At 63.3% G+C, this 23794-nt stretch carries 22 protein-coding genes; 18 read left to right on the plus strand and 4 right to left on the minus strand.

All coding sequences use genetic code 11. The annotated features are described in order from the left end of the window. Window positions 1-276: 276 nt before the first annotated feature. On the plus strand, window positions 277-642 hold the full coding sequence (locus tag P0D80_RS13300) for a hypothetical protein (protein ID WP_132376385.1): 366 nt from the start codon (window positions 277-279) through the stop codon (window positions 640-642). 179 nt (window positions 643-821) lie between these two features. Here the strand turns inward: P0D80_RS13300 and metK are convergent, their stop codons facing one another. After that, window positions 822-2012 (minus strand): methionine adenosyltransferase, encoded by a 1191-nt coding sequence (gene metK, locus P0D80_RS13305; protein ID WP_408284398.1) that lies wholly within the window; start codon window positions 2010-2012, stop codon window positions 822-824. A gap of 277 nt (window positions 2013-2289) precedes the next feature. On the opposite strand from metK, the gene P0D80_RS13310 reads away from it, so the two are divergent. From P0D80_RS13310 to hslU, 9 genes are all read left to right on the plus strand, one after another. Beyond that, a complete protein-coding gene (locus P0D80_RS13310; RefSeq protein ID WP_408284401.1) occupies window positions 2290-3174 on the plus strand; it encodes a lipid A biosynthesis lauroyl acyltransferase in 885 nt (294 codons plus the stop codon). A gap of 94 nt (window positions 3175-3268) precedes the next feature. After that, complete coding sequence (gene dapF, locus P0D80_RS13315) at window positions 3269-4156, plus strand: diaminopimelate epimerase (protein ID WP_408284404.1); 888 nt, start codon at window positions 3269-3271, stop codon at window positions 4154-4156. Between the two features lie 57 nt (window positions 4157-4213). Continuing rightward, the gene (locus P0D80_RS13320) at window positions 4214-4936 is read left to right on the plus strand and encodes a DUF484 family protein (RefSeq protein WP_132376389.1); all 723 of its coding nucleotides are present in this window, start codon (window positions 4214-4216) and stop codon (window positions 4934-4936) included. Between the two features lie 40 nt (window positions 4937-4976). Continuing rightward, complete coding sequence (xerC, locus tag P0D80_RS13325; protein WP_132376390.1) at window positions 4977-5900, plus strand: tyrosine recombinase XerC; 924 nt, start codon at window positions 4977-4979, stop codon at window positions 5898-5900. Between the two features lie 89 nt (window positions 5901-5989). Then, window positions 5990-7192 carry a class I SAM-dependent rRNA methyltransferase gene (locus tag P0D80_RS13330; protein WP_408284407.1) on the plus strand — a complete coding sequence of 401 codons (1203 nt, stop codon included), beginning with the start codon at window positions 5990-5992 and terminating at the stop codon, window positions 7190-7192. A gap of 202 nt (window positions 7193-7394) precedes the next feature. Further along, entirely contained in the window at window positions 7395-8483 is a 1089-nt protein-coding gene (locus P0D80_RS13335; RefSeq protein ID WP_132376392.1) for a CobW family GTP-binding protein, read from the plus strand. 690 nt (window positions 8484-9173) lie between these two features. Continuing rightward, window positions 9174-9593, plus strand: coding sequence for an RNA polymerase-binding protein DksA (dksA, locus tag P0D80_RS13340; RefSeq protein WP_012431412.1), 420 nt, complete (start codon window positions 9174-9176; stop codon window positions 9591-9593). 416 nt (window positions 9594-10009) lie between these two features. After that, window positions 10010-10546, plus strand: coding sequence for an ATP-dependent protease subunit HslV (hslV, locus tag P0D80_RS13345; protein WP_132376393.1), 537 nt, complete (start codon window positions 10010-10012; stop codon window positions 10544-10546). A gap of 9 nt (window positions 10547-10555) precedes the next feature. After that, window positions 10556-11902: an ATP-dependent protease ATPase subunit HslU gene (gene hslU, locus P0D80_RS13350; RefSeq protein WP_132376394.1), complete on the plus strand. Its 1347-nt coding sequence runs from the start codon at window positions 10556-10558 to the stop codon at window positions 11900-11902. Between the two features lie 140 nt (window positions 11903-12042). On the opposite strand, the gene P0D80_RS13355 is transcribed toward hslU, so the two are convergent. Further along, complete coding sequence (locus P0D80_RS13355) at window positions 12043-12585, minus strand: response regulator transcription factor (RefSeq protein WP_012431409.1); 543 nt, start codon at window positions 12583-12585, stop codon at window positions 12043-12045. After that, window positions 12582-13892, minus strand: coding sequence for an ATP-binding protein (locus P0D80_RS13360; protein WP_408284410.1), 1311 nt, complete (start codon window positions 13890-13892; stop codon window positions 12582-12584). Before P0D80_RS13360 ends, P0D80_RS13355 begins: the two co-directional genes overlap by 4 nt. Before the next feature lie 127 nt (window positions 13893-14019). Between P0D80_RS13360 and P0D80_RS13365 the strand changes: the two genes are divergently transcribed. Continuing rightward, on the plus strand, window positions 14020-15654 hold the full coding sequence (locus tag P0D80_RS13365; RefSeq protein WP_408284413.1) for a tetratricopeptide repeat protein: 1635 nt from the start codon (window positions 14020-14022) through the stop codon (window positions 15652-15654). Between the two features lie 244 nt (window positions 15655-15898). Here P0D80_RS13365 and P0D80_RS13370 read toward each other — a convergent pair whose 3' ends face one another. Beyond that, the gene (locus tag P0D80_RS13370) at window positions 15899-16117 is read right to left on the minus strand and encodes a cysteine-rich CWC family protein (RefSeq protein ID WP_408176229.1); all 219 of its coding nucleotides are present in this window, start codon (window positions 16115-16117) and stop codon (window positions 15899-15901) included. A gap of 266 nt (window positions 16118-16383) precedes the next feature. Here P0D80_RS13370 and argB point away from each other — a divergent pair, with 266 nt between their 5' ends. From argB to P0D80_RS13405, 7 genes are all read left to right on the plus strand, one after another. After that, window positions 16384-17283, plus strand: coding sequence for an acetylglutamate kinase (gene argB / locus P0D80_RS13375; protein ID WP_007179687.1), 900 nt, complete (start codon window positions 16384-16386; stop codon window positions 17281-17283). 224 nt (window positions 17284-17507) lie between these two features. Then, on the plus strand, window positions 17508-18311 hold the full coding sequence (locus P0D80_RS13380; protein ID WP_408284416.1) for a pyrimidine 5'-nucleotidase: 804 nt from the start codon (window positions 17508-17510) through the stop codon (window positions 18309-18311). Then, entirely contained in the window at window positions 18278-18949 is a 672-nt protein-coding gene (slmA, locus tag P0D80_RS13385) for a nucleoid occlusion factor SlmA (protein ID WP_408284419.1), read from the plus strand. Before P0D80_RS13380 ends, slmA begins: the two co-directional genes overlap by 34 nt. A 309-nt stretch (window positions 18950-19258) precedes the next feature. Beyond that, entirely contained in the window at window positions 19259-20404 is a 1146-nt protein-coding gene (gene metX, locus P0D80_RS13390; RefSeq protein ID WP_408176233.1) for a homoserine O-succinyltransferase MetX, read from the plus strand. Continuing rightward, window positions 20401-21009 (plus strand): methionine biosynthesis protein MetW, encoded by a 609-nt coding sequence (metW, locus tag P0D80_RS13395; protein ID WP_132376401.1) that lies wholly within the window; start codon window positions 20401-20403, stop codon window positions 21007-21009. The genes metX and metW overlap by 4 nt, the downstream gene beginning before the upstream one ends. Window positions 21010-21023: 14 nt before the next feature. Further along, entirely contained in the window at window positions 21024-22418 is a 1395-nt protein-coding gene (locus P0D80_RS13400; protein WP_132376402.1) for an AmpG family muropeptide MFS transporter, read from the plus strand. Continuing rightward, window positions 22415-23719, plus strand: a complete 1305-nt coding sequence (locus P0D80_RS13405) for a M48 family metallopeptidase (protein ID WP_408284422.1) — start codon at window positions 22415-22417, stop codon at window positions 23717-23719. Before P0D80_RS13400 ends, P0D80_RS13405 begins: the two co-directional genes overlap by 4 nt. The last annotated feature ends 75 nt before the right edge of the window (window positions 23720-23794 follow it).

Here is a 23794-nt window from a genome sequence, read left to right on the forward strand (position 1 = left end):
CGCAAATCGCGATCTACCCCGTAAAAACCCGTATTTGCAGGGTAAAAACGGACTTTATGACGTCACGAATCGCGTGTAACCTGCGTTGCATGTTGATCGTCACTCCCGCACTTTCGCGCCGCGCACAGGCCACCAAGGCCGACCCCGCTGTACTCTGTGCATTTTTCAGTCGAATTCCAGGCTTTCGCGCCGTCCATCGCGACACCGCCATTGGCACATTTGGTGCTCTTCATGGCGCACATTCCGTCGCGCGACACGTTGCCTACTTGTGAAGCCATGCATACTCTCCTGAGCACCCGTCTTACCCGCGCCGCACTGAAAGCGGCGCGTCCCGCGCGCCGCCATGTCGTGCGCGCGCTGCGCCATCACGCCACCCGCACCCGCGCGCTGGGCGAACAATGGCGCGATGCCAAAGCCGTCGACGGCATTCGCACCTGGTTCAACACGTTCTTCTCCGCCTTGCGTCTGCAAGGCAGCTCGCGCCGTTTTTCGCTGCGCACGCTGCTGCGCAAACCGACGCCGCTGCGCCTCACCGCGCAACGCGCACCCGTCGCCGTGCCACAGAACACGAGCCGCCGCCCGCGTCGGATGTCGACGAATGGCAGCACCGGCTGGTTCGCGTTCGCGTTTGCGAGCCGTTAAGGCGAGTACAGAACACGCTGCTCGACCCGCGCGGTTCCACGCACTACGCGCTGACGATGCGAAAGCCCATCGCGGCCGGTGAAGCCGCGGGTCGATTGCGCAGCAAAGCGACCGCCGCAAATTAAAAAACCCTGCTGGCTCACGCCCGCAGGGTTTTTTGTTGAAACGGACAACTCGCGCTATTCGGCCAGCGCGGCAACCGGTTCCGTGCCAGCGGCTTCGGCGAGCGCCAATGCCTTGTCCGTGGATTCCCACGTGAATTCCGGCTCTTCGCGGCCAAAGTGACCGTAGGCCGCGCTCTTCTCGTAGATCGGGCGCAGCAGGTCGAGCATCTGGATGATGCCCTTCGGACGCAGGTCGAAATGCTCCTGCACCAGACGCGTGATAGTCGCATCCGACACGCGGCCCGTGCCGAATGTGTTCACCATCACCGACGTCGGCTGGGCGACGCCGATGGCGTACGACACCTGAATCAGGCAGCGCGAAGCGAGGCCCGCGGCCACGATGTTCTTCGCGACATAACGGCCGGCGTAGGCCGCCGAACGGTCGACCTTCGACGGATCCTTGCCCGAGAACGCGCCGCCGCCGTGCGGTGCGGCACCGCCGTACGTATCGACGATGATCTTGCGGCCGGTCAAACCGCAATCGCCTTGCGGACCACCGATCACGAAACGACCCGTCGGGTTCACCAGGAACTTGATGTCGCCCTTGATGAGCTCGGCCGGCAGCGTCGGCTTGATGACTTCTTCGATCACGGCTTCGCGCAGCATGCCCAGATCGATGTCCGGCGAATGCTGCGTGGACAGCACCACGGTGTCGATCGAATGCGGCTTGCCGTCGACATAACGCACGGTGACTTGCGACTTCGCGTCCGGACGCAGCCAGGGCAAACGGCCGTCACGGCGCAGATTTGCCTGACGCTCCACCAGACGGTGCGACAGGTGGATCGGCAGCGGCATCAGTTCAGGCGTTTCTTCGCACGCGTAGCCGAACATCAGGCCCTGGTCGCCGGCGCCTTGATCGAGGTTGTTGTCGTGCGCGCGGTCCACGCCCTGGGCGATGTCCGGCGATTGCTTGTCGTATGCGACGAGCACCGCGCAGCCGCGGTAATCGATGCCGTAGTCGGTGTTGTCGTAGCCGATGCGCTTGATCGTGTTGCGCGCAACCTGGATGTAATCGACGTTCGCGGTGGTGGTGATTTCACCGGCCAGAACGACGAGACCAGTGTTGCACAGCGTTTCCGCGGCGACACGCGAGTATTTGTCCTGAGCGAGGATGGCGTCGAGAATGGCGTCCGAAATCTGATCCGCGACTTTGTCGGGATGGCCTTCGGAGACGGATTCGGAAGTGAAGAGATAGTCGTTTGCCACGTTGCAGACTCCTGTTTTGTGGTTACGGTTGAGTTTCACGTAGCCAGCTTCGGGAGCCTTGAAGCGGCGACGCTTTAGCGGATTACCTTACCGGGAGGCGCAAATCACATGGTTTGCAGCCACCGGCTTCGCCCCGCAAGTTGTCTATTAACTCGGCGAAGCCCTTATTATAGCGACTTCTTATGATTGTCACAGAGTGTCCAAGAGTGCGGCATTACGTCAACTTTTCCGCTTTCCTGAAGCCTGCCTTGCCCCGCGCATCTTTTCAGGGGGTGGCATGCTGAGCCGCTATGGCGCCAAACTCGCGATCGGGCTGCTGAAACTGTTTGCACTGTTACCTTATGGTGTCATCGCCCGTCTCGGTGACGGACTCGGCTGGCTGCTGTATCAGATCCCGAGCCGGCGCAAACGCATCGTCCATATCAATCTGAAGCTGTGCTTCCCCGAATGGAGCGACAAGCGCCGTGAAGACGTCGCGCAGAAGCATTTCCGCCACGCGATCCGCAGCTACCTCGAGCGCAGCGTGCAGTGGTTCGGCTCGGCGAAGAAGCTCGAAAAGCTGATCCAGGTCGACAGCGAAATCGATCTGACCGACCCGAATCTGCCGCCCACGCTGCTCCTCGGCCTGCACTTCGTCGGCATCGAAGCCGGTGCAATCTTCCTGAACTACTCACTCAAGCGCCAATGCGGCTCGCTGTATCAGCCGATGTCGAATCCCGAGCTCGAGGAAGTCGCCAAAGCCGCGCGGGCGCGCTTCGGCGCGGACATGGCGAGCCGCGCCGACAGCGCGCGCATCGTGCTGCGCTGGCTCCGCGACGGCAAGCCGGTGATGCTCGGCGCCGATATGGACTACGGCGCTCGCAACTCCACCTTCGTGCCGTTCTTCGGCGTGCCGACCTGCACGCTGACCGCGGTGGGGCGTCTGGCCAAGGTCGGCCACGCGCAGGTCGTGCCGTTCATCGGCGAAGTGCTGCCGAATTACAAAGGCTACCGCCTCAAGGTGTTCAAGCCGTGGGAAAACTACCCGACCGGCGACGACGATGCGGACGCCCGACGCATGAATGCTTTCCTGGAAGAGCAGATTCCGTTGATGCCCGAGCAGTACTACTGGGTGCATAAGCGCTTCAAAACCCGGCCGCCGGGCGAACCGAGCGTGTATTGAACGGCCGCCTTCGCGGTGTGCGAAGAAAGCGCCCGGACGCGGAAATAACGCGGCGTTCGGGCGCACCCAAGGGCGCGTCACTTACAATAGCGTGATGAAACTGAAATTCACCAAAATGCACGGCGCGGGCAATGACTTCGTCGTGCTCGACGGCTACACCCAACCGGTCAACCTGACGCCGGTGCAGGTGCGCGCGCTCGCGGACCGGCATTTCGGCGTCGGCGCCGACCAGTTGCTGCTGGTCGAAAAGCCCACGGTGGCCGGCGTCGATTTCAGATATCGCATCTTCAATTGCGACGGCGGCGAGGTCGAGCATTGCGGCAACGGCGCACGCTGCTTCGTCAAGTTCGTGCGCGACAGCGGCCTCACCGATCAACGCAGCGTACGCGTGCAGGTGCAAAAGGGCACCATCACGCTGACCATGCAGGAAAACGGCGAAGTGCTGGTCGACATGGGCTCGCCCGTGTTCGACCCGGAGCGCGTACCGTTCGCCACCAAAGGTCTGGAAGGCCGCCGCGAAGGCGCGGACACGCTCTGGCCGCTCGACGTGAGCGGCACGACGCGCTGGATTTCGGTGGTGTCGATGGGCAACCCGCACGCCGTGCAAGTGGTCGACGACGTCGAAGCATTCCCCGTGCTGGTCGAAGGCCCGGTGATCGAACGTCATGCGCGTTTTCCGCAGCGGGTGAACGCGGGCTTCATGCAGATCGTCGGCCGCAGCGAGATCAAGCTGCGCGTGTACGAACGCGGCGCGGGCGAAACGCTGGCGTGCGGAACGGGCGCCTGCGCGGCCGTCGCGGCCGGCATCCGGCGCGGGCTGCTGGACGCACCGGTGCTCGTGCACACGCACGGCGGCACACTCACCATCACGTGGGACAGCACGCAAGCAGACGAGCCGCTGCTGATGGCCGGGCCTGCCGCGACGGTCTTCGAAGGCGAAATCGAACTGCCCGACTCATTAGCCGATTCACAGGCCGCATAAACTCATTGACCGATGCTTCGCCTCAAGGCGTCGCCCCGTAGTCCTTTAGCCCAAACCATGAACGATCGCGAAGTCGCCGAATATCTGCTCGCCAATCCTGAATTTTTCGCCGAACACGCGGAAATGCTCGCGACGATCCGCCTCGCGAATCCACACGGCAAAGCCGCGGTGTCTCTGCAGGAACGGCAGATGGAGATGCTGCGCGACAAGAACAAGCATCTCGAACGACGTCTCGCCGAACTCCTGCGCTACGGCCACGAGAACGACAGCATCGCGTCGAAATTCAACCGCTGGACCATTCGCGTGATGGCTGAGCGCGATCCGTATGCGTTGCCGCGTACGATCGCCACCGGTTTGCGCGACATCTTCGACGTGCCGCAAGCCGCGCTGCGCGTGTGGGATGTGGCCGAGCCGTATGCTCAGGCCGACTTCGCGCGCCATGTCGGCGAGGAAGTGCGCATCTTCGCTAATAGCCTGACCACGCCGTATTGCGGCGCGAATACCGGCTTCGAGGCGGCGCAGTGGCTGGCGCCGTCCGTGGCCGCCGTGAGCGACGAGGGCGCGGCCGGCCACGCGGCGTCCGAGTCGGCGCACGCCACCGAATCGATCGCCCTGCTCGCGCTGCGCGATCCCGAAGGCAAGGAAGAAGCGCCGACCTTCGGCCTGCTGGTGATGGGCTCGGCCGACGCGCGCCGCTTCCACGACGGCATGGCCACCGATTTCCTGACGCAGATCGGCGCGCTGGCCAGCGCCGCGCTGAGCCGTCTGTTGCCGCGTTGAGCCGCGTCTAGCTCCGCGCCAGCCGCTCAACAAGCCCATCGTGACCGCCGCCGACCCGATCGCCGCCTATCTGTTGAATCTCGAACACGAGCGGCGGCTGTCGGCACATACGCTGCGCGGCTACACCCACGAACTCGAAGAACTCAAGCAGTTGGCCAAAGGCAGGCCGCTCGAAAGCCTGACCGCCGTGGACATTCGCGGCGCCGTTTCGCGAGCGCACGCCGGCGGCCTGACGGCGCGCTCAATCAGTCACCGGCTGTCGGCGTGGCGCGCGTTTTACCGCTGGCTCGCCGGCCGGGTCGATCTGCCGGCCAATCCGGTCGCGACCGTGCGCGCGCCGAAGCAGCCTAAAACGCTGCCCAAAGCGCTTTCCGTCGACGACGCTACGCGCCTGATGGAAAGTCCGCCCGCTGCATCGCCCGAAGGTTTGCGCGATCACGCCATGCTCGAACTGTTCTACTCGTCGGGCCTGCGACTCGCGGAACTGGTCGGTCTCGATGCCCGTTTCGCCGATGCCGACGGCTACCGCTCGGCCGGCTGGCTCAAGCTCGATTCCGCCGAAGTCGAAGTGCTCGGCAAGGGCAATCGGCGCCGCGTCGTGCCGGTCGGCAGCAAGGCGCTGGAAGCCTTGAGCGCCTGGCTCGCCGTCCGTGACCAGATGGTGAAGCACGATCCGCATCCACTGTTCCTGTCGGTGCGCGGCAACCGACTGTCGCCGAACGTCGTGCGTGAGCGCGTGAAGCGCGCGGCACTGGTCGCCGGCATTCCCGCCAATGTGCATCCGCACGTGCTGCGGCATTCGTTCGCCACGCACGTGCTGCAGTCGAGCGGCGATCTGCGCGCCGTGCAGGAACTGCTTGGCCACGCCAGCATCACCGCGACGCAGGTCTACACCGCGCTCGATTTCCAGCATCTCGCGCACGTCTACGATCAGGCGCATCCGCGCGCCAAAAAACGCGACTGACTCCGCGACTCGCGGCGTGCAGTCTCCGCCTTCGCTTCACCTGCCGCGTGCGCTAAGCCGCGCGGCCCATTGCTCTCTCTGACACCCTGATGAATACCGTTACGCTCAAACCGTCGAAAGAAAAGTCGCTGCTGCGCCGCCATCCGTGGGTCTATGCCAACGCGATCGACCGGATCGACGGCAATCCCGCGCCCGGCGCCACCGTGCTGGTGCGCGCGCACGACGGCCGTTTTCTCGCGCGCGCGGCCTACAGCCCGCACTCGCAGATCCGCGCCCGCGTGTGGAGTTTCGACGAATCCGAGCCGATCGATCACGCGTTCTTCAAGCGGCGCGTGCAGCGCGCGCTCGCCCATCGTCAGACGATGGTCCACGACACCGGCGCGGTCCGGCTGATTTTCGGCGAGGCGGACGGCCTGCCGGGCTTGATCGTCGATCACTACGTTGCCGAGGACGAAGGCCAGCGCAGCCAGTTGGTCTGCCAGTTCATGGCGGCGGGCGTCGAGGCGTGGAAGGAAGCGATCGTTGCGGCGCTGACGGGCGCGACCGGCTGTCCGAATGTCTACGAACGCTCGGACGTGTCGATTCGTCAGAAGGAAGGACTTGAACAGGTCACGGGCGTGCTGGCGGGCGAAGCGCCGTCGGAAGCGTTGATCGCGAGCGAAAACGGCGTGCGTTATCACGTCGACGTGCGCAACGGCCACAAGACCGGCTTTTATGTCGACCAGCGCGACAACCGCCTGCTGGTGCAACAGCTCGCGCAGGATCGCGAGGTGCTGAACTGCTTCTGCTACACCGGCGGATTCTCGCTCGCAGCGTTGAAAGGCGGCGCCAAACGGGTCGTGTCGATCGATTCGTCGGGCGACGCGCTGGCGATCGCGCAGCAAAACGTGGTGGCCAATGGTTTCGACGCCGAACGCGCCACCTGGCTCGACGCCGACGCGTTCAAAACGCTGCGCCGCCTTTACGACGACGGCGAGCGCTTTGACCTGATCGTGCTCGATCCGCCGAAATTCGCGCCGTCGCGTGAACATGTGGACCGCGCGTCGCGCGCTTACAAGGACATCAACCTGACCGGGCTGAAGCTGCTGCGCCCGGGCGGCCTGCTCTTCACCTATTCGTGCTCCGGCGCGATCGACGCCGAACTGTTCCAGAAAATCGTCTCCGGCGCGGCCGCCGACGCGCGCGTGGACGCCCGGATTCTCAAGCGACTGGGCGCCGGCGTGGATCACCCGTTGCTCACCGCGTTCCCGGAAGGCGAATACCTGAAGGGCCTGCTGTTGCAAATCGCCTGATCGCCCATAGTTTTGGGGGATATTTCCGGCGCCACCGGCATCGGTGAAAGCGGGCTCGAACAGGGGCTCGCCAACGCCGGCTCGGCAGATATGTTTCAATAACCGCCTGGACAGGGCAGCGCGCCACCCGGCTGCGCGCCCGGCCTACGCATTCGCTATTCACCCGATTACGCACCGTTTCACGACAATACAGGCGACCAATATGATTCCAGTCACCATCCTGACCGGCTTTCTCGGCAGCGGCAAAACCACCCTGCTCAAGCGCATCCTGAATGAAAAGCACGGCATGAAGATCGCCGTGATCGAGAACGAGTTCGGCGAAGAGAACATCGACAACGAAATCCTCGTACAAGACACGGGCGAGCAGATCATCCAGATGAGCAACGGCTGCATCTGCTGCACGATTCGCGGCGACCTGTCGCGCGTGCTGGGCGATCTGGCGGCGCAGAAACAGTCCGGCAAACTGGATTTCGACCGCGTCGTGATCGAAACCACGGGCCTCGCCAATCCGGGCCCCGTTGCGCAGACGTTCTTCATGGATGACCAGATCGCCAACGAATTCCTGCTGGACGCGATCATCACGCTGGTCGACGCCAAGCACGCGAACCACCAGCTGGATGAGCACGAAGTCGTGCAGCGCCAGGTCGGCTTCGCCGACCGTCTGTTCATTACCAAGTCCGATCTGGTCGATGAAAAGCAACTGGCCGATCTGCGCCACCGTCTGCTGCACATGAACCCGAGGGCGGCGATCAAGGTCGTCAATTTCGGCGAAGCGGACATCAAGGAAATCTTCGACCTGCGCGGCTTCAACCTGAATTCGAAGCTCGAGATCGATCCGGACTTCCTCGTCGAAGACGAACATGCGCACAGCCACGCTCACGCTCATGACGAGCACGGCCACACTCACGACGATCACGCCGACTGCGATCACGACCACGGGCAGTGCGATCACGAAGGCCACGATCACGCGCATCACCACCATGCGCACCACGACGACAAGATCAAGTCGTTCGTCTACCGCAACGACCGGCCGTTCGATCCGAACAAGCTGGAAGACTTTCTCGGTGGCATTCTGCAGATTTACGGCGAGCGCCTGCTGCGTTACAAGGGCGTGCTGTATATGAAGGGCGTCGACCGCAAGGTGGTATTTCAGGGCGTGCATCAGATGATGGGCAGCGATCTGGCCGCGAAATGGCAGCCGATCGAGAAAAAGACCAACAAGATGGTGTTTATCGGCATCGAACTGCCGCAAGACCTGATCACCGACGGTCTGGACGCCTGCCTCGCGTGATATGCGTGGCGCCCCGGCTTGTCCGGGGCTTGTCATTCAGTCGGAGCGACGGTTCGCTCGGCGCCGCGCGGCGCGGCATGCACCGTGCTGCCAGGCCCAAAATGGGTGTATTCGTAAAGCGCGCGGCCGCCAAATCATCTGCTGAATCCGCCCGCCGGCAGTCGAAAGCTGACTGAAAAGTCGCGCGTGTGAAAAGCACGTGAAAACCCTGCTGTATTAAAGCGTGCACGACCATCGCTTTTTGATCGTGCGCGCGTTATATTTTCGGGATATCGGGGTGCCGCACGGGGATTTTCACCACTTGCGGTGCTAGATTGTGATTCAGTTACAATACGTGCCCACTGGAGAATGACAACGAATTGCCCCGTCAGCGCGTATTCCGCGCCGGGCCTGAAAGGCGCCGGAAAATCTTATCCGGACGATACGCCGACAATGCCGGCTGGCAGCGCCTGAAAAGGCGCGCTGTCGGCAAGCAATGCCTCAGGAGCATCTGAGAATCGGTTTCCAGAGGAGTTCGGCCCCGCATTAGCGTTGCGACGCCCGGCGTGTGGGCGCCAAGCGCTTCGGCGTCACGACAGTCCATCGTCCGTGCCCGCCTTGGCGCTCCGCGTCCTCGAGGCGCATTTGCGGGCAATACGAAAGTGCGGGCACTATGTAAGAGTTTTGCCTCACATTGAAGAAGTAAGCCAGATGACGACGAAACGACTCTTGACCGAAGCCGAAATCCTGAAGATGAGCGACAAGGATTACATGAATGAGGATCAGCTCGCCTTCTTCAAGAACAAGCTCGAACAGCTGCAGGCGGACATTCTCCGCAATGCCGGCCAGACGACCGAAAACCTGCGCGAAACGGTAATCGTGCCGGACCCGGCCGACCGCGCGACGATCGAGGAAGAGCATGCGCTCGAACTGCGCACGCGCGACCGCGAGCGCAAGCTGCTGAAGAAGGTGCAGCAGTCGATCGCGCGCATCGATTCGGGCGACTACGGCTGGTGCGAAGAAACCGGTGAGCCGATCGGCATCCCGCGTTTGCTCGCACGGCCCACGGCCACCCTGTCGCTCGAAGCGCAGGAGCGCCGCGAACTGCGCCAGAAGCTGTTCGGCGACTGAAGGCTTGCGGCGCGGCTTCGGCTCCGCGCCCTGAAACGCTGCTTCGTCGAGAGGCGCACGGTGAGCCGTGCGCCTTTTTCTTTTGTGTGATGCTTTCTTTCGCGCCGCCTTGACGCTGGCTTTACGCGGCTTCCCGGCGAACGTCCGCTGCGGCTGTCTTTCTGTCTCTTCCCTTGCACGCGGTGCCCACTCTTGCGCGCGTCGTCCGCTCCTCGCACCAATTCGCGTGTTTTTTGTCTTATGCCATTTGCCGGCTCTTGATATGACCGCGCACGCCCTAAAATAAATCGGGCATGCGCTGCACGAGCGCGCGCCGGCCGGTTCGTTTGTTAGCGTCGCGCGCCGTCCGCTTTCAGGATTCATGCGGTAGCGCAGTGCGCTGCCGCGTCCTACCCGTTTTGCAAAGAGGAACGCATATGGAGCAATTTCACGGCACGACGATCGTCTCCGTGCGCCGCGGCGATAAGGTCGCGCTCGGCGGCGACGGCCAAGTGACGCTAGGCAACATCGTCATGAAAGGCGGTGCGAAGAAAGTCCGGCGCATCTATAACGGCAAGGTGCTGGTCGGCTTCGCCGGCGGCACAGCCGACGCCTTCTCGCTGCTCGACCGCTTCGAAGCGAAGCTGGAAAAACATCAAGGCAACCTCACGCGCGCCGCCGTCGAACTCGCCAAAGACTGGCGCACCGACCGCATGCTGCGCCGTCTCGAGGCCATGCTGATCGCCGCGGACGCCACCACCACGCTGGTCATCACCGGCAACGGCGACGTGCTCGATCCGGAAGGCGGCATCTGCGCGATCGGCTCGGGCGGCGCCTATGCGCAAGCCGCCGCGAAAGCGCTCTCCGACAACACTGACCTGTCGCCCCGTGAAATCGTGGAGAAGTCGCTGGAGATTGCCGGCGACATGTGCATCTACACGAACCATAACCGCGTTATCGAGACGATCGAGTAAGGACCCACGATGAGCACCATGACCCCTGCCGAGATCGTCTCGGAACTCGACAAACACATCATTGGCCAAGGCCGCGCGAAAAAAGCGGTGGCCGTGGCGCTGCGCAATCGCTGGCGCCGTCAGCAGGTTGAAGATCCGCTGCGTCAGGAAATCACGCCGAAGAACATTCTGATGATCGGACCGACCGGCGTCGGCAAGACCGAAATCGCGCGGCGTCTGGCGAAACTGGCCGACGCGCCGTTCATCAAGATCGAAGCGACCAAGTTCACCGAAGTCGGCTATGTGGGCCGTGACGTGGACAGCATCGTGCGCGACCTGATCGAAATCTCGGTCAAGCAGACGCGCGAAACGGAAATGCGCAAAGTGCGGACCAAGGCCGAAGATCAGGCCGAAGACCGCATTCTCGACATTCTGCTGCCGAGCGCGCGCCCGGTCGGCTTCGGCGCAAGCTCGAGCGCGGCTGATACCGTCGACGAAGGCAGCACCACGCGCCAGACATTCCGCAAGCGCCTGCGCGAAGGCCTGCTCGACGACAAGGAAATCGAGCTCGACGTGGAACAGCCGCAAGTCGGCATGGACATCATGGGGCCGCCGGGCATGGAAGACATGACCGAGCAGATCCGTTCGATGTTCGCGAACATCGGCGGCGGCAAGAAAACGCGCCGCAAGATGAAGGTGAAGGAAGCGCTGAAAGTCCTCACCGACGAAGAAGCCGGCAAGATGTTGAACGACGAAGAGGTGAAAACCAAGGCGGTACAGAACGTCGAGCAGAACGGCATTGTGTTTCTCGACGAGATCGACAAGATCGCCTCGCGCAACGAAGCCGGCGGCGGCGAAGTCTCGCGGCAGGGCGTGCAGCGCGATCTGTTGCCGCTGGTCGAAGGCACCACGATCAACACCAAGTACGGCATGGTGAAGACCGATCACATTCTGTTCATCGCGAGCGGTGCATTCCACCTGGCCAAGCCGAGCGATCTGATTCCCGAACTGCAGGGCCGCTTTCCGATTCGCGTCGAACTGGACTCGCTCTCGGTGAACGACTTCGAATCGATCCTGGTGTCCACGGACGCGAGCCTCGTCAAGCAATATCAGGCACTGCTCGCCACCGAAGACGTGCACCTCGAATTCGCGGACGACGGCATTCGCCGCCTCGCCGAGATCGCGTACTCGGTGAACGAGAAGACCGAGAACATCGGTGCACGGCGTCTCTACACGGTGATCGAAAAGCTGCTTGAGGAAGTCTCGTTTGCGGCCGGTAATCACTCGGGCAGGACGGTGCAGATCGACGCGGCCTATGTCGATCGCGCGCTGAACGAAGTCGCGGAAGACGAGGATCTCTCGCGCTACGTGCTGTGAAGTCGATGCTGAGATTGCCTCGAGCTGTTGTGTTCCCTGCTTGAGGCAAAACAGATGTGATGCGTATAAAAAACGGGCTGCCTTTTGATAAGGCAGCCCGTTTTTATTTGCTTACGACAAGCGGAACTAAAAGTCCGCGCTTACTGCTTGACCGGCCGCTTCGCCAGCTTGCGTTGCAGCGTGCGTCGATGCATGTTCAACGCGCGCGCGGTAGCGGAAATATTGCCGCCGTGCTCGGCGAGCACGCGTTGAATATGCTCCCACTCCAGCCGCGCCACCGACAACGGCGTGGGATGCTCGATCGCCTCTTCTGCTTGCAGTGCGCTCGCCTCACTTTGCAGCGCCGACAGAATCGTCTCGACGTTGGCAGGCTTAGCCAGGTAATTATCGGCACCGTCTTTCACTGCCTGCACCGCGGTGGCGATGCTCGCATAGCCGGTCAGCACCAGCATGCGCGCGTCGGGCTGCAAATCGCGCAAGGGCGCGACGAGCGTCAGACCGGAGTCGTTGCCGAGATGCAGATCCACCGTGATCTGGCTGAACTTCTGCTGATTCGCCAGCTTGATCGCCTCATCAGCGTTGTGCGCTTCGCTCACCGTGTAACCGCGCCGGGTGAGACCGCGTGCGAGGATGCCGGAGAACACCTCATCGTCGTCGATCACCAGAAAATTCATATCGCTCATGCCTGTTTCTCCGTGTTGGATGGCGCAGCGCCTTGACGGCCTTTGCCAGAAAATTTGCGCCCGGCGAGCGGCAGCTTCAGGACCGCGCGCGTACCACGCGGCTTGATCGTGCTGACATCGGTCAGTTCGATCGATCCCTTCAGACGCGCCGCCGCCGAAAAAGCCAGATAGAGGCCCACGCCGTGTCCACCTTGCGTACTCTCGACCGGCACCGCGCCGAGCGAGCCACGCAACGTGGCCGGAATGCCCGGGCCCGCATCACATACTTCGAATACGATCTGGTCGCCGCGTGACGCCAGTGTGCAGGACAGCGTCACGTGATCGCGGCTTGCACGCGCGGCGTTGTCGAGCAAAATCGTGAGAATCTGGCTCACGGCCACCGTATCGTCAAGACTGACATCTTCCGGCGGCACGCCGATCCGCTCGAATTTCACATGCGGATGACGCAAGCGCCACTGCTCGCCGAACGATTCGAGCCACTCGCCGACCTGCTGCCGGTTGGTGGTTGTCGACGCCCGGCTGCGCAAGCGCGCAAGCGCCGACGTACACAATGTCATTTGTTGTTCGAGCAGTTCGAGATCGGCGCTATAAGCCGCAAGTCCCTTATCGGAACGCGCTGCATCTCGCAATTCTTCGGACAACATGGCAATTGTAGACAACGGCGTACCGATTTCGTGCGCAACGGTAGCGGCCTGCACACCCAGAGCGACCGCGCGTTCGTCGTGAAGCAAGCGCTGCTGCGCGTCTCCGAGCGCTGCGTCACGTAGCCGCAATGCTCGCGACATGCGCGCAACGAACCATGCAATGAGGCCGACGCTGACCATGAAGTTCACCCACATGCCCGCGCGGTAGTAGTCGAACAGGTTCGCGGGATTGTCGAGATTCAGCGGCACGGAATCGAAACCGAGGACCGCGTAGCAGGCCACGGCGAACGCCGCGAGCCATGCCATCAGATGCCACGGCAACACGGCAGCGGCAATCGCGAGCGATGGCAGGTAGAGCGAAACGAAGGGATTAGTGGTGCCGCCGGAGAGAAACAACAATGCGGACAACGCGCCCAGATCGACCCAGATCTGGCCGAACAATTCCATGTTGGATTCGGGCCGCTGCTGCGAGACGCGCCACCATGTAATCCCGTTGAAGATCACTTCGAGCGCGATCACGAGCAGCATGGCAGGCAACGGCAGGTGCACACCGATGAAGATCTGCACGAACGCGATCGTCATCAACTGGCCAATGATCGCGAGACAGCGTAGCCAGAACAGATGTCCGAGATTGACGCGGCCGGTGTTGGTTATTCGATGCATGACTTTAATTTACCTGTTCGGACTAGTCCGACTTACCTCGCGGCTTCGCGCCGGTAACATGGAATTTTTGCGATAGCGCCTAACGGGGACGATCTTTTCTTCGATTCCTCCATCGTGCAACCCATCCATGCTACCTACTTCCGACGAGGCCGATGCCTCCTCAGCTTTCCTGACTGTTCTGCGACAAGCCGCCGCAGCTCGGCAAAACGGCACGGCACAGGCCGAAGCTGAATGCCTCGACGCCGCGGCGCGAATTCATCCGCTCGACTATGCGTCGCTCGATTCGCTCATCGCCAGGCTACTCGAACAACACCGTTCCGGCGACGCAGTCGAACTCGCCGCCATTATTGCTCAACTCGATCCGCACAACGCGCTTGCGCACTTTCGTCTCGGCCACACGCTGCAGATGGCGAATCGGCATCACGAGGCCATTGCCCCGTACCGTCATGCACTCGCAATCGATCCGCGATTGCCGCGCCTACGCAACAATCTCGCCGCGGCACTGACGTTTACCGGCGGCGACCTGAACGAACAGATCGCGCTTCTGGAAAGCGCCGTCCGCGATGAGCCTCACGATGGCAACGGCTGGACCAATCTCACGCACGCTTACCGCACGAATATGGATCTGCCGCGCGCGCTCGAAGCCGGCGCAAAGGCCGTGCAATGCGCACCGCATAGCCCGCTGGCGCACAACAACTATGCGCTGACGCTGCGTGAGGCGCAACGCTGGGACGACGCGATGCAAGCCGCCCAAACCGCTTGCGCGCTGGCCCCCAACGACGCCTCCATGCACTCCAATCTCTCCATGCTGCAACTCGTGCGTGGCGACTACGCGCACGGCTGGGCATCGCACGAGGCACGCTGGGACGGCTCTTCGGAATTGGGCGGCAACCGTCCTGTGATGCCGGCGCCGCTTTGGCGTGGCGAACCGCTCGCGGGCAAGACGCTGCTCGTGTGGGGCGAACAAGGCATGGGCGACCTCCTGCAGTTCTGCCGCTATATCTCGATGCTGGCCGAGCGCGTCCATCGCGAAGGCGGCCGTCTCATCTGGAATTCGTTTCCGCAGATGGGCGCGCTGCTTTCGCGCAGCCTGGGCGGTCATGCAGACGAGTTTTCGGCCGGCGGCGGTGTCGAATCGCTACCCGCGTTCGACTACGAGATTCCGTTGCTGAGCCTGCCGCTAATATTCGACACGCACGAGGAAACGATTCCGGCGGCACCCTATTTGCGAGCGGACCCGGCAGCCGCCAAGTCGTGGCAAAAGCGGCTTGCCGGCGAATCACGGCTCAAAGTCGGACTGACATGGACGGGCAGCCACGGCCATCAACGCAATCCGTTCCGGCGTGTCGGCTGGGAACGCTATGCGGCTTACTTCGGCGGCATGCAGGACATGGCGTTCTATTCATTGCAACCGGGCGCCGGCGCGGACGTGGTGGCAGCGCGCACGGCCGGCTTGCCGATGACCGACTACACCGCCGAATTCGCCACCTTCGACGACACCGCCGCGTTTGTGGGCGCGCTCGATCTTGTCATTACGGTTTGCACCTCTGCGGCGCATCTTAGCGGTGCAATCGGCCAGCGCACCTGGGTGTTGCTCGACGTCAACCCCCACTGGGTCTGGTTGCTCGACCGCGGCGACAGCCCGTGGTATCCAAGCGCCACGCTGTATCGGCAGCCGCAATTCGGTCGGTGGGAGCCGGCGCTGGAAGCCGTCGCGCGTGATTTGAGCGCGCTTGCGGCCCAGCACCGCCGTGCGGCTTGAGCCAGTGACGCTTTCGTGGCTGGTGGCGCTCGTGGCCGGCGCTTTCATGGCCGGTGGGGCGTCCGCGCGGGTCTAAGGCGCTCGCCAAGCCGGCGATGCTCGCGTAGGCCTATGCGCTACCGTAAGCCGATGCCGCCCGAGTAGGCCGGCGGAGCCATCGTGACGCCTCCGTAAGCCGGCGGAGTCCCCATAAGCCCCTGATACTGCTCTCAAACAGCGCGGCTTCCGTCGGCCGCAACGCCGATCACGCACCGCGCGGCCGCCCCTGAGCCACCCGCGCAATCTCCGCCGCAAGACACTCCGGACACAGACAGCGCCCGCTCGAATCGAGCCGATCCGCCGGCAACGGCGGCATCTCACGGCACCAGCAGTCAAAGGGTTGCCCATGCATGGCGCAATCGAACGCGTTGCCGCAGCGCGGGCAGCGCGCGCTGCTTTCAGAGCGGGAAACGGACGGTTTCATGACGGGCCGGATACCCTCGCTTCAGCCTGGATCAGGAAATGATGCCACGACTGGCGAACCGTCGTGAGTCGTCCGTTCGGCTAGTTCACGGGTGCCTCCAAAGCGCGGTACGCTTCCTCGTCCGGTTGGTGTCCGTGACATGTCATTGCGCGGCGCGCAAACCCGGTAATGCCCGCCGCCCGCGCAACTATCGAAAACCCTGTTGCAGCGCGCCAGTCCTGTACAATTCGCCCTGTTTTAACTGTCCCGTGCCTGAGCCTGCCGCCATGTCCGAGCTTCCCGACCTTTCGCAGATCGCGCCCACCCTGAAGGCTGAAATCCTGGCCGAGGCGCTTCCCTACATTCGTCAGTATCACGGTAAGACCGTGGTGATCAAATACGGCGGCAACGCCATGACCGAAGAGCGGCTCAAGCAAGGCTTCGCGCGCGACGTGATCCTGCTCAAGCTGGTCGGCATCAATCCGGTCATCGTGCACGGCGGCGGTCCGCAAATCGACCAGGCGCTGAAGAAGATCGGCAAACAGGGCACGTTCATCCAGGGCATGCGCGTCACCGATGAAGAGACGATGGAAGTCGTCGAATGGGTGCTCGGCGGCGAAGTGCAGCAGGACATCGTCACGCTGATCAACCATTTCGGCGGCCACGCGGTCGGCCTGACGGGCAAGGACGGCGGCCTGATCCACGCACGCAAGATGCTGATGCCGGATCGCGACAATCCGGGCCAGTACGTCGATATCGGCCAGGTGGGCGAAGTCGAGGCGATCAACCCGGCGGTCGTGAAGGCGCTGCAAGACGACGCGTTCATTCCGGTGATCTCGCCGATCGGCTTCGGCGAAGACGGCCTGTCGTACAACATCAACGCGGATCTGGTCGCGGGCAAGCTGGCGGTCGTGCTGAACGCCGAAAAGCTCGTGATGATGACCAACATCCCCGGCGTGATGGATAAGGAAGGCAATCTGCTGACCGATCTGTCGGCGCGCGAAATCGACGGCCTGTTCGCCGACGGCACGATCTCCGGCGGCATGCTGCCGAAAATCTCGTCGGCGCTGGACGCGGCCAAGAGCGGCGTGCGTTCGGTGCACATCATCGACGGCCGTATCGAGCACTCGGTGCTGCTGGAAATTCTCACCGAACAGCCGTTCGGCACGATGATCCGTTCGCATTGATTCCTGCCTCAAACCCGGCACACGCGGCACGTCAACTCGGCGCGCCCTGTGTGCCGTGCCTTTGCGTCGGCCAGTCGTACGGCGCGCACAGCGTCTTCGGCGGCTCACAACGCGCAGCCATGGCGCGCCTACCCGCTCTCCCCTCTTTTTTCATCAGCCGCACCGTGAACCGTTCGCGTTCGCCGCGTGAGGCAACTGTCCGCGCCTGAACGGCGCCCTCCATCATGCGCACTCCCACTTCCCGACGCCGCCGACCGCACATCGCAGGAGGCCGTCCGGTCTGGCTGTTCGATCTCGATAACACGCTGCATCACGCATCGCACGCGATCTTTCCGGCAATCAATCAAGGGATGACGCAGTACATCATCGACGCGCTGCAAGTGGACATCGACGAAGCCAACCGGCTGCGCACCGGCTACACGCAACGGTATGGCGCAACGCTGCTGGGCCTGACGCGCCACCATCCGCTCGATGCGAACGACTTCCTGAAGGTCGTGCACACCTTCCCGGATCTCGGCTCGATGATCCGCCATGAACGCGGCGTCGCACGCCTCGTGGCTGCCCTGCCGGGTCGCAAGATCGTGCTGACCAACGCGCCCGAAGCCTATGCGCGCGCGGTGCTCGCCGAACTGCGGATCGAGCGTCTGTTCGAACAGGTAATCGCCATCGAGCACATGCGCGATCGCCGCCGCTGGCGCGCCAAGCCCGACCACGCGATGCTGCGCAAGGCCATGCGCGACGCGCACGTTTCGCTGAAGGACGCGATCCTCGTCGAAGACACGCGCTCGCATCTGAAGAACTACCGGCGGCTCGGCATCCGCACCGTGTGGATCACCGGCCATCTGCCGCGCAAGCCGCACGCGGACGGCGTGCCGACGCGCCTGCCGGGCACCGGCCGGCCGCACTATGTCGACCGGAGCATTCGTTCGTTAAAATCGCTACGACTGAGCACCCGCTCGGTTCGATTGAAAAGACAGCAGACGGGACGACAGCCATGCAGCCGATCGACAAGCCTGACGAAGTCTTAGCCGAACACGAACCGACCCCCACGCTCGCCGCGCCGCGCGCGCAGCGCCTGAAGCCGGGCGAGCGCCGCGTGCACATCCTCCAGACGCTCGCCGCGATGCTGGAGGCGCCCAAGAGCGAAAAGATCACCACTGCGGCGCTCGCCGCGCGGCTGGGCGTATCGGAAGCCGCGCTGTACCGTCATTTCGCCAGCAAGGCGCAAATGTTCGAAGGGCTCATCGAGTTCATCGAGCAGACTATCTTCGGGCTGATCAACCAGATCGCCGACAAGGAAAGCAACGGCGTGCTGCAGGCGCGCTCGATCGCGCTGATGCTGCTCAACTTCCCCGCGAAGAATCCCGGCATGACGCGCGTGCTGACGTGCGAGGCGCTGGTCGGCGAGCATGAACGGCTCACCGAGCGCGTCAATCAGATGCTCGAGCGCGTCGAGGCGTCGTTGAAACAATGTCTGCGCCTCGCGCAGATGGAGGCGAACACGGCTGAAAGCGCCGTCCCACTGCCCGCCGGCTACGATCCCGCGATCCGGGCGAGCCTGCTGCTGAGCTACATCATCGGCCGCTGGCACCGCTATGTGCGCAGCGGCTTTGCGCGGCCGCCCGCCGAACACGCCGACGCGCAACTGCTCCTGATTCTTCAGTAGTCCGCGTGGCATGCGCCGCGCCATGCTCTGCGCCCGCGACGTTGCCGCATGAAAATTTCCGCTATACTTTGCGCCTGACTGCGGCACCCCGATGCATGCGGGACCGCTGTCCGCAACACCTGAACACCTGCTTGAAAACCATATACGCGCCGATTTGCTGACTCGATTGCGGGCGCGCGAACTGCCGGGAACATTTCCGACAGTTCACTATAAATGCGGCTAAAGAGGTCGTCAGCCGCGCACACAGTCGTTCCTCCGTGCTTTTGCCGACGCCGTTTAGCCGCCCTGTTTTGATAAATGGCGGAATGAATGGAATCGATCGGTATCGTCGCTCCCCAAAAAATGCATTTCACCGAGCCGCTGCAGTTGCAGAACGGCAGCTCGCTCGCCGGTTACGACCTGATGGTCGAGACCTACGGCACGCTCAACGCCGCGCATAGCAACGCGGTGCTGGTGTGCCACGCGCTCAACGCCTCGCACCATGTGGCAGGCGTGTACGCCGACAATCCCAATGACATCGGCTGGTGGGACAACATGGTCGGGCCGGGCAAACCGCTCGACACCGACAAGTTCTTCGTGATCGGCGTGAACAACCTGGGATCGTGCTTCGGCTCGACTGGGCCGATGAGTATCGACCCGGCCACCGGCCATCCGTACGGCGCGACGTTCCCCGTCGTGACAGTGGAAGACTGGGTCAACGCCCAGGCGCGCGTCGCCGATCAGTTCGGCATCACGCGCTTCGCCGCGGTGATGGGCGGCAGCCTCGGCGGCATGCAGGCGCTCGCGTGGAGCATGATGTATCCGGAGCGCGTCGGTCATTGCATCGTGGTTGCGTCCACGCCCAAGCTGTCGGCGCAGAATATCGCGTTCAACGAGGTCGCGCGCTCGGCGATCCTGTCGGACCCGGATTTTCACGGCGGCAACTACTACGCGCATAACGTGAAGCCGAAGCGCGGCTTGCGCGTCGCGCGCATGATCGGCCACATCACGTATCTGTCGGACGACGACATGGCCGAGAAATTCGGCCGCTCGCTGCGCCGCGCGGAAGGCGCGCTGGACGCGTACAACTTCAACTTCGACGTCGAGTTCGAGGTGGAGTCATACCTGCGTTACCAGGGCGACAAATTCGCTGACTACTTCGATGCGAACACGTACCTGCTGATCACCCGCGCGCTCGATTACTTCGATCCCGCCAAGGCCTTCGAAGGCGATCTGACGGCCGCGGTCGCGCACACGACGGCGAAATACCTGATCGCCAGCTTCTCGACCGACTGGCGTTTCGCGCCGGCCCGCTCGCGCGAACTGGTGAAGGCGCTGCTCGACCACAAGCGCACGGTCACCTACGCGGAAATCGACGCACCGCACGGCCACGACGCCTTCCTGCTCGACGACGCGCGCTATCACAACCTGATGCGCGCCTACTACGAACGTATTGCAAACGAGGTGAACGCATGAACCAGCGAGCACTCGATTACCTGGCGCTGCGCCCGGACTTCCGCGCGATCGCCCGCTGGGTCGAACCGCGCGCCACGGTGCTGGATCTGGGCTGCGGCGACGGCTCGCTGCTCTCGCTCCTGACCGAGGAACTGGACGTGCAGGGCTACGGCATCGAAATCAACGACGCCGGCGTGCTGGCGTCGACGCAAAACGGCGTCAACGTAATCCAGCAGAATCTGGAAGACGGCCTGCGCCTGTTCGAAGACGCCAGCTTCGATTTCGCGATTCTGTCGCAGACGCTGCAAACCATTCATCAGACGGCCGCGATCCTGCGCGAGACCGTGCGGGTCGGCAAGGAATGCATTGTGTCGTTCCCGAACTTCGGCTACTGGGCGCATCGGCTCTCGGTGCTGCAGGGCCGCATGCCGGTGTCGAAGTCGCTACCTTATCAGTGGCACAACACGCCGAACGTGCGGGTGCTCACGATCGAGGATTTCGAGGCGCTGGCGCCGGAAGTCGGCATCGAGATTCTCGACCGCGTGGTGCTGCACGACGGGCAGGTGGTGCGGTGGGGCGTGAACTGGCGTGGTAGTCTTGCGGTCTATCGCGTCAAGAAAAGCTAACGCAAGTTATCCACATGTCGAACCCGCCGCACGAGGCGCCTGCACTTACCGCTCACGAAGAACATCCCGGCTGGCGCGCGTTCCTGAATACGCGCATGCTGATCTGCGTCTTTCTCGGCTTTACGTCGGGATTGCCGCTGTTCACGCTCGTCTATCTGGTGCAGGCGTGGTTACGCTCCGAAGGCGTCAATCTGAAGGAAATCGGCCTCTTTGCGCTGATCCAGTTCCCGTACACCTGGAAATTCATCTGGGCGCCGCTGATGGACCGCTACGTCCCGCGTTTTCCGGGCTGGCGTCCGGGCAGGCGACGCGGCTGGATGCTGGTCACGCAGATTCTGGTGGCCGGCGCCATCGCCACCTTGGGATTCGTGTCACCTAAAGATTCGATCTGGACGGTGGCGGCATTGACGGCGCTGGTCGCGTTTTTTGGCGCAAGTCAGGACATCGTGATCGACGCCTACCGGCGCGAGCTGCTGAGCGACACGCAGCAAGGGCTCGGCAACGCGGTGCATGTGAACGCGTACAAGATCGCGGCATTGGTGCCGGGCTCGCTCGCGTTGATTCTGTCCGATCATTTGCCGTGGACCACCGTTTTCATCGTGACGGCCGCGTTCATGTTGCCCGGCATGGTGATGACACTGGTGGTGCGCGAACCCGCGGTCCACGGCACGCCGCCCAAGAACCTGCGCGATGCGATCGTGCAGCCGTTCAAGGAATTCATTCAGCGCGACGGCTGGCGCGGCGCGCTGTTCGTGCTCGGTTTTATCTTTCTGTACAAGCTCGGCGACACGATGGCGACCACGCTGTCCACCTCGTTCTTTCTCGACATCGGCTTTTCGCGCACGCAGATCGGCGTGATCGCGAAGACCACCGCGTTCGGCGCGAGTCTGGCGGGCGGGATCGTCGGTGGGATCTGGCTGATGAAAATCGGCATCGGCCGCGGGCTGTGGATCTTCGGCGTCCTGCAGATGGTGTCGACGCTCGGCTTCGCGTGGCTCGCGCATCTCGGACCGGCTTCGCCCGGTCTCGTGGCGATCTACGACATCGCCGTCTGGCTGAGCGAGGGCACGACGAAGCTGCTCGCACTGGTGGGCGTCGATTGGGCCGTGCAGCTCGAGCCGCGTTCAGTCGCGCTGGCGCTCGTCTACGGCTTGGAAACCTTTGCCACCGGTCTGACGATGGCGGCGTTCACCGCCTATATCGCCAGCACCACCGATCCGCGCTATACGGCCACTCAGTTCGCACTCTTCACGAGCCTCGCTTCGGTGCCGCGCACGCTGGCTTCGGCGGCGAGCGGCTACGTGGTCGCGCAGATCGGCTGGTTCGATTACTTCATCGTCTGCACCGCGCTGGGGTTGCCCGGCATGTTGCTTCTGCTGCGCATCGCGCCGTGGAGGACGCGGTCGTGAAGGCGCTTCTTTCGAAGGGCGCGCTGCGCTCGACTACATCCCGGCGTCCTGCGCTCAAAGCCAGCCGCGTCGTACCGCACGCAGTATGGGCGCTCGGCTGGGTGGGCCTGGCGTTGACCACGCCATCGAGCGCCTACGCAGCGGCCGCGCCGGCAGCCGCTACCAGCGCACCCGCAGCGGCTCCGGCGGCCGCACCGGCCACGACGGCCGCGCCAACGGCGAAGTCCGCAGCGACTGCCGCGAGCCCGGAAAGCGCGACGTCGGCGGCACAAGGCGCGAATAGCGCCACCAGCGCGCCGGGTGCCGGCAGCGCGCCCGCTGCTGCGACGCCGCCCTCGCCGCCTGCATCGCCCTCGTCACCTCAATCGACGCAGCCGCCGCCGGCCCCGGTCACGGCCAGAACGCCCGCTGCGACAGCTTTGCCGCCCGCGGCCGCCAAGGCGCCTGCGCTCCCGTCAATGCCCACGCCGGCGTCCGCATCGTACAGCCCGAACACGCAGCTACGTTACGGCGGCTACCTGGTGTTCCGCAACCTGATCCCATCGCCGATGCTCGAGGCGCAAGCCGCCGAAGAGTTCGAACAGATCGCCTACGGCGCCGAACACGCGAACCGTCTGTACGGCGACACCGACGCGCACGTCACGCGCGTGCGGTCGACCGTCGACAAGATGATTCCGTACTCGCTGAAATGGAACGAGCGGGCCAAGAACTGGAAGTGGGATGTGGCAGTGGTGCGCTCGCCCGATATCCGCATGTACTGTCTGCCGGGCGGCAAGATCGTCGTCTACGGCGGCCTGCTGGATCGCGCGCGTCTGAACGACAACGAGCTCGGCATGCTGATCGGCCATGAGATCGCGCACGCGCTGCGGGAGCATGCGCGCGAGCGGCTCGGCCAACTGCAGGCGAGCCAGCTCGACTCGTCCGGCACGATCCCGCAGCTGTTCGGGCTCGCCGATCTGGGCGCGGCCCCGCTCGGCATCGGTTCGCGCCTGCTGGAAATGAAGTACGAGAATACCGACGAGACCGAAGCCGACGTGATCGGCAGCGATATTGCGTCGCGCGCCGGCTTCGATCCTCGCGCGGCGGTCACGCTCTGGGACAAGCTGGCGCAGGCCACGCGCAGCAACCGCGATCAGGGCTTCATCTACGTGCATCCCTACACGCCGGCGCGCCGTCAGGACATCATTAAGCGCTTGCCCGACATGCTGCCGCTGTACGCCAAAGCGATTGGCAAAACGGTGGACGCGCTGCCGGACTACGCCGGCATGGGCCTTCCGCGCCGCAAACTGGTCCGCGATTGAATTGCGCGGGCCGAATGCGCCCGCGGATCTTCTCTGACGAGACAAATTCGGCGTTGATTTCAGCATCGCCTGCCA

The sequence above is a fragment of the Paraburkholderia sp. RL17-373-BIF-A genome (assembly GCF_046030175.1).
Taxonomy (GTDB): Bacteria; Pseudomonadota; Gammaproteobacteria; order Burkholderiales; family Burkholderiaceae; genus Paraburkholderia.

Coding starts and splice junctions, on each gene's coding strand:
- metX (WP_408176233.1), top strand. CDS start 19,259: ATGGAATCGATCGGTATCGTCGCTCCCCAAAAAATGCATTTCACCGAG.
- metW (WP_132376401.1), top strand. CDS start 20,401: ATGAACCAGCGAGCACTCGATTACCTGGCGCTGCGCCCGGACTTCCGC.
- hslU (WP_132376394.1), top strand. CDS start 10,556: ATGAGCACCATGACCCCTGCCGAGATCGTCTCGGAACTCGACAAACAC.
- P0D80_RS13300 (WP_132376385.1), top strand. CDS start 277: ATGCATACTCTCCTGAGCACCCGTCTTACCCGCGCCGCACTGAAAGCG.
- P0D80_RS13335 (WP_132376392.1), top strand. CDS start 7,395: ATGATTCCAGTCACCATCCTGACCGGCTTTCTCGGCAGCGGCAAAACC.
- dapF (WP_408284404.1), top strand. CDS start 3,269: ATGAAACTGAAATTCACCAAAATGCACGGCGCGGGCAATGACTTCGTC.
- P0D80_RS13355 (WP_012431409.1), bottom strand. CDS start 12,585: ATGAGCGATATGAATTTTCTGGTGATCGACGACGATGAGGTGTTCTCC.
- P0D80_RS13310 (WP_408284401.1), top strand. CDS start 2,290: ATGCTGAGCCGCTATGGCGCCAAACTCGCGATCGGGCTGCTGAAACTG.
- P0D80_RS13360 (WP_408284410.1), bottom strand. CDS start 13,892: ATGCATCGAATAACCAACACCGGCCGCGTCAATCTCGGACATCTGTTC.
- P0D80_RS13370 (WP_408176229.1), bottom strand. CDS start 16,117: ATGAAACCGTCCGTTTCCCGCTCTGAAAGCAGCGCGCGCTGCCCGCGC.
- P0D80_RS13365 (WP_408284413.1), top strand. CDS start 14,020: ATGCTACCTACTTCCGACGAGGCCGATGCCTCCTCAGCTTTCCTGACT.
- P0D80_RS13380 (WP_408284416.1), top strand. CDS start 17,508: ATGCGCACTCCCACTTCCCGACGCCGCCGACCGCACATCGCAGGAGGC.
- P0D80_RS13320 (WP_132376389.1), top strand. CDS start 4,214: ATGAACGATCGCGAAGTCGCCGAATATCTGCTCGCCAATCCTGAATTT.
- slmA (WP_408284419.1), top strand. CDS start 18,278: ATGCAGCCGATCGACAAGCCTGACGAAGTCTTAGCCGAACACGAACCG.
- argB (WP_007179687.1), top strand. CDS start 16,384: ATGTCCGAGCTTCCCGACCTTTCGCAGATCGCGCCCACCCTGAAGGCT.
- P0D80_RS13400 (WP_132376402.1), top strand. CDS start 21,024: ATGTCGAACCCGCCGCACGAGGCGCCTGCACTTACCGCTCACGAAGAA.
- P0D80_RS13330 (WP_408284407.1), top strand. CDS start 5,990: ATGAATACCGTTACGCTCAAACCGTCGAAAGAAAAGTCGCTGCTGCGC.
- hslV (WP_132376393.1), top strand. CDS start 10,010: ATGGAGCAATTTCACGGCACGACGATCGTCTCCGTGCGCCGCGGCGAT.
- dksA (WP_012431412.1), top strand. CDS start 9,174: ATGACGACGAAACGACTCTTGACCGAAGCCGAAATCCTGAAGATGAGC.